The sequence below is a fragment of the Caballeronia choica genome, from assembly GCF_001544535.1.
GTDB lineage: Bacteria > Pseudomonadota > Gammaproteobacteria > Burkholderiales > Burkholderiaceae > Caballeronia > Caballeronia choica.
This window is the reverse complement of record NZ_FCON02000193.1, coordinates 1-11,706: the sequence shown is the minus strand read 5'-3', so window position 1 is coordinate 11,706 and position 11,706 is coordinate 1. Positions and strand designations below refer to the sequence as shown.

The window sequence follows — 11,706 nt, the reverse complement described above, 5'->3', positions numbered from 1 at the left end:
GCCCCCAGTTCCTCGACGACGCCGGAGGCCTCATGTCCGAGCGCCATCGGCATCGGACGGGGCCGGTCGCCGTTGATGACGGAGAGATCAGAGTGGCAAAGACCCGCCGCCGCGATCTTGATCAGCACCTCATCGGGTCCGGGCGGTGCAAGATCGATCTCTTCGATGTGCAGGGGACGCGATTCGGCGTACGGCAGCGCCGCACCCATTGCCTGCAAAACAGCTGCCTTGATTTTCATTGTGCGACCTCGCTCATGCGGTTTCTGAGTTCGTCGACGAGCACTCGGCTGTTCTCCGAGTAGTCGACGGGAACGATGACGAGTTGCACCCCGCCCTCGCGGAATGCCGCCTCCAGCGACGGTGCCAGCCCTTCGGCCGACTCGACGCGTCGTCCTTTCGCGCCGTAGGCTTCGGCATACTTGACGAAGTCGGGATTGCCGAATGTGAGGCCCCAGTCGGTGAGGCTGTCGACGGCCTGCTTCCAGCGGATCATTCCATAAGCGTCGTCCTGAATGATCAACACGACGAGGTTCAGCTTCAGCCGCACGGCGGTCTCGAGTTCCTGCGAGTTCATCATGAAGCCGCCGTCGCCGCACACTGCCATCACGCGTCGGCCGGGATACAGCAGCGCCGCCATCATCGCCGACGGCAGCCCCGCGCCCATCGTCGCCAGCGCGTTGTCCAGCAGCAGTGTGTTGGCGCTACGCGTTCGATAGCAGCGCGCGAACCAGATCTTGTACATGCCGTTGTCAAGTGCAACGATGCCGTCGGCGGGCATCACGTCGCGCACGTCGTGGACGATACGTTGCGGCGTGAGCGGAAAGCGCGATTCGTCCGCACGATCCAGCGTGCGCCTCAGGATACCCTCGCGCAGCGGAGCCAAGGCGGACGCACACGGCAGCTTGCCCTGAACCCTATCGGCAAGCCGTGCGAGGCTTAAGCCCAGGTCGCCCACGACTTCCGCACGCGGGAAGAATACCTGCTCGACGTTGGCCGGGGTATAGCCGACATGAATGACCTTCGGCCCCTTCGGCCCCATGATGAACGGCGGCTTTTCTACCGTGTCATGCCCGATCGCGAGGATCAGGTCGGCGCAGTCGATCGCTTCGTGCAGGTAGTCGCGTTCACTGAGCGCGGCCGTGCCCATCCATAGTTCGGTGGCTTCGTTGCTGCCGATCGCAGCCACTGTACCCTTGCCCATCTGCGTGTTGAAGTACGGAATGCCGGTGCGTCGAATGAAGTCGGTCAGCTGCCCCGCGAGCCGCGGCCGGTTGCTGGCCGCGCCAAACATGACAAGCGGGTGTTCGGCTCGGATCAGCAGCGCGGCGGCTCGTTCGATGGCGTCGTCGTGCGCCACCGGTAGCTCGACTGGGTGCACGGGAACGATGCTGACGTCGTCGCTGACCTCGACGGCGGCCACGTCCTCCGGCAGTTCGAGATGGACCGGCCCCGGACGCTCCTCGGCGGCCAGCCGGAACGCATCGCGCACGACAGTCGGGATGCTGGCCCCGCTCACGATCTGTCGCGACGCCTTGGTGAGCGGCTTCATCGTCGCGACGATGTCGACGATCTGAAAGCGCGCCTGGCGCGACGTCATGATGGCCTTCTGGCCGGTAATGAGCACCATCGGCATCGCGCCAAGCTGCGCATAGGCCGCCCCAGTGACGAGATTCAGCGCGCCGGGACCGAGTGTCGCCATGCAGACGCCCGGCGTTCCGGTCAAGCGTCCATGAGTCGCCGCCATGAAGGCTGCGGACTGTTCATGCCGCGTCACGATGAGTTGAATGCTTGAGCGTCGCAGCGATTCGACGACGTCGAGGTTTTCCTCGCCCGGCACAGCGAAGATACGATCGACACCTTCGTTCTCCAGCGCCTTCACGAATAGATCGGAAGCCTTCATCGGCAATCTCCTTGTACCTTGAAACACCAGTTGATAGGGATGGGAACGGCGGCAGGCAGCGGTCTCATTCATGCGTGGTTCGTGAACGGCTGCCGCCGATGCCGGCGTTGTCGGCGATCGACTGGCGCACAGCGGCCTCGCGCCGGCTTGCGACAAACGCGGTTGCTTCCGTATGTGTTTTGAAGATCTGCGATTCAGAGCCTCGATCGCTCAACGCCGCGCTCAGCTTCATGCGCATGAACGCGCTCGTGGTGAAGCGCGTGGCCGAGCTGTAGTGCCGGGATTGCAACTGCCTTGCCATCGCGAAGTACGCGTCCGCTATCGAATCGTCGAGCCTGCATCCGTCATAGTTGACGATCAGCGAGACCTGATGGCCGATGCTCTCACAGAGTGCCTCCATCACGCGGCGCACGCTCTCGACGTCGTCCGTCGAGCGAATCCCAATGCCTTCAAAGTTCACGAACAGGGTATTTCTTTCGGCGTCGTAGCTGAGGCGGCTGCGCAACTGGCGTTCGAACAGGATCGTCGACAGGTTGAGGATCTGCGGCAGGAAAATTCGCGGGTCCATTGATCGGACGTTGCGCACGATGGGCGCGAAGTCCATATGCGCGAGGACGTCGCGCTCGAGATCGATGCCGGGTGCGATTTCCGTCAACTCAAGCCCTTCAGGCACGCGCCGAAATACGCAGCGCTCGGTCACATAGAGCACGGGTTGACCGCGTTCGGCCGCGAGCGATCCATTGAACGTGATCTGCTCGACGGATTCGACGAATTTCTTCTTCGTGCCTTCCGTGACGATCTTAAGGCGCCCGCCCTCCACCCGTAATTCGAGACCGCCCGCCGTGAACGTTCCCGCGAATACCACGCAACGGGCGTTCTGACTGATGTTGATGAAGCCGCCGGCGCCCGCGAGTCGCGGCCCGAAGCGGCTGACGTTGACGTTGCCGCAACGGTCGACCTCGGCCATGCCGAGGCACGCGAGATCGAGACCGCCCCCATCGTAGAAGTCGAACTGCTGGTTCTGATGCAGTAGCGCATCGACATTGATCGCCGCGCCGAAATCCAGGCCGCCCTGGGGCATGCCACCGATCACGCCCGGCTCCGCCGTCAAGGTCAGATGACTCAGCAGGCGCTCTTCTCCCGCCACCGCACCAACGACTTCCGGAACGCCGATGCCCAGATTGATCACCCCGCCCAGCGGCAATTCGAATGCGCATCGGCGTGCGATCACCTTTCGCTCGTCGAGGGCTGGGGTTTTCATCGTCCCGACCGCGACTTTCGTCTGCGCCGAGAACGCCGGGTTGTACACCGTGCCATAGGTCTGGGGCTGGGCACCGGAACGCGCGAGCACGACACGGTCGACCAGGATGCCGGGAACCACGACCGCTCGCGGATCGAGCGTCCCGCTTGCAACGATCGTTTCAACCTGGGCGATCACGAGGCCGTTCGAGTTGTGCGCCGCCATCGCCGCCGCCTGTGCGTCGAGCACGAGCGCTTCGCGTTCCATCGTGATGTTGCCTTCGGGGTCGGCCGTCGTCCCGCGGATCAACGCAACGTTGAGCGGAAAGACTTTGTAGAAGAGCCAGGTCTTGCCGTCGATCTCGATGGTGCTGACCAGGTCTTCAAGCGTGCACGCGTTGATCTTTCCGCCGCCGTGGCGCGGATCGACGAAGGTGCCCATCCCGACCTGAGTCAGCGTTCCGGCCCGATGAGCCGCGATGTCCCGGTAGAGATGCGACATGACGCCGAGCGGCAGGTTGTACGCCTCGATCAGATCGTCGGTCGCCATCCGGGCGAGTTTCGGGACCAGCGACCAATGTCCGCCGATTGCCCGCTTGACCAGTCCCGGCAACGCGATCCGGTTGAGTCCCTGACCCTTGCCGTCACCCGGCGCGGCGGCGAACACCAAAGTCAGATCGCGAGGCATGCCCGCGCTCGTGAACCGTCGTTCCAGCGCGATCAGGAGTTCGTCCGGCGTACCGATACCGACAAAGCCCGAGCAGCAGACGGCATCGCCGTCGCGGATCAATCCGATCGCTTCGTCTGCTGTCACAATCTTGTCTTTCATGGCGGGGTCTCGAGTGGCGACTCGGCGCTTGCCGGACGCGGGGGCGGTGCGATCGGGCCCCGTTGATCGAATCGGCCGTGAGAATTCATCCGGCCGACTGCTGGTCGAGCGCAAATGAGCGAACATTCGACCGATGTGTCAAACGCAATAAAAAGAGCCGCCAGAAGCGGGCTGCGAAACCAAACGGTGAACAACTAACAACACCTTCAGATCAATGATTCGAGTCGGCTTTGGCAGCCTCGACGCCTGTGTCGTTCGAGGTTTGCGCGGCTTGCCCGCTCGCGTCGAGGGTAACCTTGGCCGTTTCGTTGGCCGCTCCAGTCGATGCCGCACTGAGATCGGAGAGAAGCGCAATAGGCCCCTGCACTGCCGACTGGGCTTGTCGGGCCGCCGATTCGAACCCACCCTTCATGCCGAAGCCGTACTGCTCGAATTGCGTGCGCGCTTCATTCAGGATGTCGGCTTCGGTTGCGCGAGCGATCTTCACAAAATGCCGGGTATAGGCTGCCGCTTTCTCTGGAATCGCTGCAAACGGCGTCGATTGCCAGCCCAGAAATTCGCCGGGTTTCACGCTCGAACCAGCTTCCCGAATCGACGTGCTTTCGCGAGTTGTTGAAGACCGCTCGCATAGCGCTTTGTCACGTTCACCAAAGTCCGAAAATTGGCTGTTGCAACCGCCGACGGCTGCTGGCGAGAATAAGGAAACATCGACCGCTCCTATGAAGGATCCGTCGTGGCTCGGTCATTCCGCGCCATTATCTGGAATTGCTGCGCCGCAGCAATGAAGTCATCATACGGCACTCTCGGCTGACGTCAAGTAGACATTTTAATCATTTCGGCATCCTGATTTAAGCAGAGACTCTTCCCATCGCGTCTGGATAACGACAGTGCTATCGCTCGGGCATCCGATTCGACGCCGACCCGCAACTTTGACCGGTCGCCAATCTCCACCGAGTAAGTGGAGCCTTGATCGGCGGTGGCCGTTTGCCGATCGCCCCTTGCAAGAGCGTGCGAGACGGCCACAAGTTACGCCGCCGCCGGCGCGACACTCGATCGACCAGCGTCCAGCGGAGCGTCACCAATGGCGAAGTCGCAATCGATCGGCTTCGCCTCTCGTTCGGCGGTCAGGAGATCAATCGCCTCGATGATTTCATCGGCCAGCGCGTAATGCACCATATGCCCAGCTCCAGGCGCAACGACCAAGGTGCTACGAGGCAGTTCGCGATGCAGCCGGACCGAATGCGACTCGGGGTCAACGATCTTGTCACCCCGGCCGGCGAAAATACTTACTGGCATCTCGAGCTCTGAATAGTTAGCGCGAAACTGTGCCGCCGCCGGAATCATAAACGCGGCGTCCTCCGCGTCGGCCCGAATTTGGATCGGGCGTAGCATCATTTCACGGGGCATGACATCAAAGAAGTTGTCGGGCATAGGTGCCGGCGCGAACATCGTCTTCACCGTGCGTTTCAACAACAGGCGGCCAGTCAGCGGCGAAACGGTGTAACGCATCGCGTCGCCTAGCACGGGGAGGGCCGCGGGTGCGGTCATTGCTACGTCCAAACGGGCGGTCGGGTAATAGTAGCCGGATATCAGGACGAGGCCCCGGACGTCGGCGGGAAAACCGACCGCGATGCCAAGTGCTACCAAGGTGCCCCACGAGTGTCCGAGTACGACCGGCTGCTCCACCTCAATCTGTGCGAGCGCCTTCTGTAACAGCGCCGCTTGAGCTTGTGCGGTCCAGATGCGGTCCCGTGGACGCTCGCTGTATCCGAAGCCTGGTCGGTCGAACGCGATCACCCGGTGACGCTCGGCCAACCGCTCAATCAACCCGCTGCCAACGAAGTCCTGCAAGAGTACGGTATTTCCGTGCAGTAGTACGACCGCAGGCCCTTCTCCTCGCTCCAGGTAATGCAGTCGCACACCGTCAACCTCGATAAAGCGGCCGATAGGCGGGTTTTCGCGCTCGGCATTTCGTGCACGATGGCGAACCCATAGCGCAGTGGCTAGGGCAGCAGTCGCCGCCGCGGCGAGCGCGCCGGTTGTAGCAGGGGATGCAGCAAGTTTCTTGAAAGAGCGGGCCATGATTTCTCGCGTAGATTAACAAAAGCAAAAACAATCAGCCTGCCCAAGTGCCCCGGCCTGCCCTACCTCGACGCGCAAATTTCAAGTATCTGCGTTGGCGGTTGCGACAGACAGGCCGACGCCGGCTCGCTTGTCGAGACCGGCAGTGACCGCGCAATGATCATGCCGCATCCGTGCGGCAACGCGCATGAGACCCGCAGCGCCCCAGATGCACTCTTCGTTATGGTTCCCGCTGTTGATATCCTTCGCGTCGGTCCCGTCTGCAATATTACAAAGCCGCCACAGCGCCATCGCAACGTCCTGCGTCGCAATCTGTTTCGCAGGCTGCCTTCTCGGTTCCAAGCGCTTCGGCCGCCGCGATTGGCAACGTATATGACGCAATCTCGCGACTCTCAAACACATAACGCGAGTCGCGGGCTCCGCGCAGTTGAGTCAAGTAGATGCTCTTTGGGATCAGTCATATTCAACTCGCTCAGCAGCGCGGCCAGCTCGTCGCGTGCTTCACGCCACCACGCCGCCGCGTCCCAGCGGCCGGCCATATGCGCCCTTACTTTCCAACCTCCGCTTCCGACAATTCTTGCTTCGCGAGCATGGTGAGCTTTTCATCGGTCGCCTTTTCTTCCTGCAGCGTTTCCAACAGCAACTTCATGCCTTCCGTGTAGCCCAGCTTCTTCGCGAACGTAGCAAGCGTCCCATACGCGGCAATTTCGTAATGTTCAACCTTTTGTGCTGCGGCAATCAGTGCCGCATCCAATATCGGACCTTTTTCGATTTCTTCAATTTGCTCTTGCCCTTCTTCGACCAGTCCTTCCATAGCAACACACTTCACTCTCTTCAGTTTGATATCCGAAGCTTCAACAACTCGGTCAATTCGGTCAACCTGTCCTTGTGTTTCCTCGAGGTGTGTTGTGAATGCGGCAGCCAACTCGGGATTGGTTGCCGCGCGTGCGAGTTTCGGGAGGGCCTTGGTCAGCTGCTTTTCCGCGCTGTACACATCAGACAGGGCGTGAATGAACAGGTCGTTCAGTGTTTTCGTCGGCATGGCTTTCCCTCAATGGTGAAATTAGACGCGCACGACGCGCGCGAACGTTGCCCGCAACGATCGTGCCGCGGACGACGGCCGCAGCTCTTTTATTCCACGGTGATTTCGCTCACTGCCTGCGTCGGCCGCTCCACAACGGCCATCTTCGGCACCCCGCGTGGACGATATGAGGCATAGCCAGTCATAGCCGTTGCCGTACTCCGCGTTGGCCTGTCTGGTGCCGTTCAAGGGGGTTACTCGATACAAGAAGTTAATTGCCACCGCATGGGAAAGGTGGCTTAATCAACTTGTCAGGATCATTTGTGAAATCACTCGGCTCATCTCGCTCGGCGCCCGGTCGGGTTTGCAACGGTGGTGCGCATGGCTTTTGGTGAAATGCTTCTATTGACGAGTTGAAGGTCTCACCGCTGAAGAACTTCGCAATCACCGGCACGCCGGTCTTGGAAGCGAAGGCGGCCGTTAGCAGGCGTGGGTCTCAGGGGTAAGCGATGGTCGAGCGATTGGTTGATGTACTAGATAGCAGCGGCGCGGTGCTTCATACCTACCCGATAACAATCGGGGATTTGGGCGACGCGGCGGATGACGCTCAATACCAAGCAAAGGCGTTGGAGGCCGCGGCGCACGGCAGGTTGGTTCCTGACGGTGATCTCGCGAGTTTGACAACTCGGATGCACGTCAGTCGAAGCGGCCAGATGTCCCCTTACGGAGACGAGCATAGAGGAGATTCCGAAACGAAGACTGGCCTTGAACAGTCGGTACGCGAACTTGCCTACCGTCTATGGGACCAAGACGGCCGCCCCAGCGGCCGCGCCGAGGACTATTGGCACCGAGCCCTTGAGCAGCATTTACGCGAGCGGGCTTACGTGTTGTGGGAGCAAGAAGGACGCCCCGAAGCTAGCGCCGACGAAAATTGGCGCCGGGTCGTCGGCTTTGAGGCCCAGTAACGGCCATCAGCAGCCACGCTGGAGACCGCGCCAGGTCGGTGAGACCGCCCACGCCGTCGACCCATCACGTCGCGACTGTCAGCGAAGATATCGAGCTGCATGGTGGCTACACCGAAAAGTGGATCGACCAAGTCACGGCAGCGTAGCTCACTTCATCGGATCGGTACAGGCGGGACGCGGCTGATGTCCGCCTGAAATCGCGATGCGTGCGGCTTTGATTGGCAACGATTTCCCGCACAGACCGCCCAAAGCGCTCCGACATGCCACCGCCGTCAATTCCGCCGCCGTCAATTTCCGCCAGATCCTTCGACCCACGCCGGGGGCGCCGCAGCGAATGACGCCGGCTACGGATCTACCCTTGGCCTGTGCTGCGACCCGCCCTCTTGCGAGGAGGCGTTACCGGTGCGGCCCCGCGCGGCGCGCGCTTCGCCGGCGCCCGCGTGGTCGGCCCCGCGTTCGCGCGGGCAAGTTCTCTCTGTGCGCGCTCAAGTTGCCCAGTGAGCGCCTTATTCTCTGCCCGCCCAGCCGAGAGATTCCCTTCGACGACCCCGACCTGGTGACGCAAGTCACCGACTTGCGCCTGCAGCGCTGCTTCCTGCTTACGAAAGCGCTCCTCGCGCTGCTCCGACTTGCGCACCAGGTCGTCGAGCGCTTTTTGAGCGCGGCTCGCCGCGACCCGTTCGCGGTCGATCTCAAGCAGCGCGCGCGTCTCGGTGGCCCGCAGTCGCTCCTCGGCCAGTTCGCCGGCCGCGCGTTGCTTCTCGAGTTCCGCCGCAAAATCCCTTCTTGCCGCTTCCAGCGCACGCTGCAACTCGGCCTGCTCGCGTTGCGCGCTGTGTAGTTGAGACTTGAACGCATCGCAGGCGGCCGTCAGTGCCGCCACTTGCTGCTCGAGATCGGCGACCTTCGCTCGGGCGCTGTCCAGCAACGCGGCGCTGCCGGTCAATTCCTGCCGCAGTCGTGCCACCTCGGTTTCGGCGCCCGCCTGCGCCGCCCGCGCTTGATCGGCCTCCTGCGAGGCGTCCGATCGGAACCCTGTCAACGCCTCCTGCGCGCTCGCCTGCGCGCGATCCCAGATTGCGATCGCCAGCTCGCCCAGCGCGTCTTTGATCTCGTCCGGCAGGTCCGGGCTTTCGATCCGCACGCGACTCTTTTCCCGAAGGGTCGCCCAGAACGCGGCTAACGCATCGGCTGGCGCGCTCATGCTGCCCTTCTTCACCAGTTGATAGAGCTTGTTGGCAGTCGGCGTGATCCCGTACCGGAAGAACAGCAGCACGCAGACCTCGCGATACAGATCGGCGGTGCGCGGAAACTGCGCGCGTAATTGCGCGATCTCCGCGTCCAGTTGGGCGCTGGGCGGGCCATCCGGCGTCGGTAAAGCGGTCATGGGTGGCGAATTTAAGCTTTAATAGACAGAGTATATAACGTAAAACGTTATCTTTATTGACCCTCAATCTATACTTTAGACATTATGGGTATAATGTCGATATAGTCGGCAGTTTCCGCACATAGAACGCGTCGGAGTTCGACATGCCCGTTTTTAGCCCCAGCGATCCGTCCGGTCACGCGCTCGCCCCGCTCGAGTGCGCGAGGTTGCCGCCCGATCTCGACGGCCGGCACGGCCTGAACCGCGCGATCGGCGTGCGCGCGCAAATCGCTGCCGATCACGATATCGACGCGATCAAGGCGTGGCTCGCCCGCTTCGTCGAGTCCCAAGCCACCTTCGACAGTTATCGCAAAGAAGCCGAGCGCCTGCTGCTATGGGCGGCCGTCGAATTGGGCAAGCCGCTCTCCTCGCTCACGCACGAAGATATCCTCGCCTATCAGCGCTTTCTGGCCGATCCGCAACCTGCGGCGCGCTGGGTGATGCGCGGGCGCAAGGTCGCGCGGGCTGAACCCGACTGGCGGCCGTTTGCCGGACCCCTGTCGCCGGCCAGCCGGCGGCAGGCATTCGTGATCTTGAATACGCTGTTTGCGTGGCTGGTCACCGCCGGCTATCTGGCGGGCAATCCACTGTCGTTGTCGCGCCAGCGGGCGCGCAAGGCGAAGCCGCGGGTAACCCGCTATCTCGAGGACGATCTGTGGCGGGCGCTCAAACACTCGGTCGAAGCGATGCCGCGCAACACCGCGCGCGAGCAGGAACACCACGCGCGGGTACGCTGGTTGATTTCGTTGCTGTATCTGATGGGGCTACGAATTTCGGAACTCGTGGGCAATCCGATGGGTGGGTTCTTCAAGCGGCGCGACCGCGACGGCCGGGAGCGCTGGTGGCTCGCGATCACCGGCAAGGGCAACAAGGAGCGCTTGCTGCCGGCCACTGCGGAGTTGATGGCGGAGCTGGCTCGATACCGGCAGCACTACGATCTGCCCGCGCTGCCCTACCCGCACGAGCCGACGCCGCTCTTATTGCCGATCGGCGGCCTGCGTCGACCGATGACGCGCGGTGGCGTGCACCTGATCGTCAAGCAGGTCTTTGAGAATGCGATTGACCATCTCACGTCGAGCGGCGAACCTCGCGAGCGAGCCGCAGAGCGCCTCAGGCAAGCATCGGCCCACTGGCTACGCCATACCGCCGGTTCGCACATGATGGACGGCCACGTTGACCTGCGTTACGTGCGCGACAACCTCGGCCACGAATCGATCTCCACCACCAGTCAATACCTGCACGCGGACGACGATGATCGCCATCGCGCAACCGAGTCCGGGCTCAAAATGAATTGGTAAAAGTCGCACCCACCGGTCCCGATCTCGCAGCGCAGCGGCCCTTCACCGTGGCAACTCGGGGGCGCGTTTTCGGCCAATGAAGCAGTCACTCGACAACGCACAGAAAAAGACCTAATTGAATATCGGCTGGCGTCGCGACGACTTGAACGGCAAGGGCGCACACCCCGAGAGACAACCAAAGCTATCAGCACCGCATTGCGACCTTATGCGACCGATACGCGAAGGCTTCATCTCATTGGGAAAGACGCGAAAGAACGCGCATTACCGAAGAATTTCGAAGCGCTCGCATGCGTTCGGAACGTGATGAACCGGCAGGTCTTTGTTGCCACGGAGGAATATTCGTTCGGCAGCGCTTATTGATCGCAGTCGCGGCGCTAGGTACCTTTGGCGTGAAGGCTACCTATTTCTGGTGAGGCCAATCAGCGCTTCTTCGCTTCGTCCAGGCAGGCTGCCAGCTGTTCGAAGTACGCGAGCGCCTTGCGCGTGGGGACGACCGTCTTGATGCGCAGATCGGCGCTCGTTTCATCAACCGATACGAGGCCCTGCTCCTTGAGCCGCGTTAGCTTCCGATGCACCGTGGCCGGCGCGCCCGCGGCCGAGAGCGCCATCGTCTCCGTGACCGTCAGCGTGCGCCCCGCGTGCCAGGCAGCCGTGAGCGCTTCAAGCAAGCGTTCCTCGGCGGCGTCTAGCTTGGGTACGGACGGCAACGCCTGCACGGCCTGAGCAAGATTCAGGAAGCGAAAATAGGCGTCGACTAGCTGCTTTTTTGCCATGGGAACGTGCTCAGGAGAAACACATCGATCATAACATCGGTAAAAGCACAGCAAGTCACCCGAGATGTGAATTCGCTTATCAAACTGATAAGCGAATGTTACGATGGAGGTGAATCGCGAGCCACGAAGCAAGCGAACCTGAGAGCAAAAGAAAAGGGCACGTCGCCCTATGA

Annotated in this window: 10 protein-coding genes; 2 read left to right on the top strand and 8 right to left on the bottom strand. The window is 61.7% G+C overall.

The window, feature by feature from the left end:
- From AWB68_RS38945 to AWB68_RS38915, 6 genes are all read right to left on the bottom strand, one after another.
- On the bottom strand, positions 1–239 hold a 239-nt coding region (locus AWB68_RS38945; RefSeq protein WP_160110147.1), incomplete at its 3' end, for an alcohol dehydrogenase catalytic domain-containing protein.
- Positions 236–1,900 carry an acetolactate synthase large subunit gene (locus AWB68_RS38940; RefSeq protein WP_087649536.1) on the bottom strand — a complete coding sequence of 555 codons (1,665 nt, stop codon included), beginning with the start codon at positions 1,898–1,900 and terminating at the stop codon, positions 236–238. The genes AWB68_RS38940 and AWB68_RS38945, both read right to left, overlap by 4 nt.
- A gap of 64 nt (positions 1,901–1,964) precedes the next feature.
- Positions 1,965–3,968, bottom strand: coding sequence for an acyl CoA:acetate/3-ketoacid CoA transferase (locus tag AWB68_RS38935; RefSeq protein ID WP_087649535.1), 2,004 nt, complete (start codon positions 3,966–3,968; stop codon positions 1,965–1,967).
- Between the two features lie 211 nt (positions 3,969–4,179).
- On the bottom strand, positions 4,180–4,539 hold the full coding sequence (locus AWB68_RS38930) for a hypothetical protein (RefSeq protein ID WP_087649534.1): 360 nt from the start codon (positions 4,537–4,539) through the stop codon (positions 4,180–4,182).
- Positions 4,540–4,994: 455 nt separating this feature from the next.
- On the bottom strand, positions 4,995–6,050 hold the full coding sequence (locus AWB68_RS38925) for an alpha/beta fold hydrolase (RefSeq protein WP_087649533.1): 1,056 nt from the start codon (positions 6,048–6,050) through the stop codon (positions 4,995–4,997).
- Positions 6,051–6,597: 547 nt separating this feature from the next.
- Positions 6,598–7,092, bottom strand: a complete 495-nt coding sequence (locus AWB68_RS38915; protein ID WP_087649531.1) for a YciE/YciF ferroxidase family protein — start codon at positions 7,090–7,092, stop codon at positions 6,598–6,600.
- A 488-nt stretch (positions 7,093–7,580) separates the two neighbouring features.
- On the opposite strand from AWB68_RS38915, the gene AWB68_RS38910 reads away from it, so the two are divergent.
- Positions 7,581–8,036: a DUF2934 domain-containing protein gene (locus tag AWB68_RS38910; RefSeq protein ID WP_087649530.1), complete on the top strand. Its 456-nt coding sequence runs from the start codon at positions 7,581–7,583 to the stop codon at positions 8,034–8,036.
- A gap of 352 nt (positions 8,037–8,388) precedes the next feature.
- On the opposite strand, the gene AWB68_RS38905 is transcribed toward AWB68_RS38910, so the two are convergent.
- Positions 8,389–9,312, bottom strand: a complete 924-nt coding sequence (locus AWB68_RS38905; protein WP_160110146.1) for a DNA-binding protein — start codon at positions 9,310–9,312, stop codon at positions 8,389–8,391.
- A gap of 254 nt (positions 9,313–9,566) precedes the next feature.
- Here AWB68_RS38905 and AWB68_RS38900 point away from each other — a divergent pair, with 254 nt between their 5' ends.
- A complete protein-coding gene (locus AWB68_RS38900; protein ID WP_087649528.1) occupies positions 9,567–10,760 on the top strand; it encodes a tyrosine-type recombinase/integrase in 1,194 nt (397 codons plus the stop codon).
- Between the two features lie 419 nt (positions 10,761–11,179).
- On the opposite strand, the gene AWB68_RS38895 is transcribed toward AWB68_RS38900, so the two are convergent.
- On the bottom strand, positions 11,180–11,706 hold a 527-nt coding region (locus tag AWB68_RS38895), incomplete at its 5' end, for a hypothetical protein (protein ID WP_235028745.1).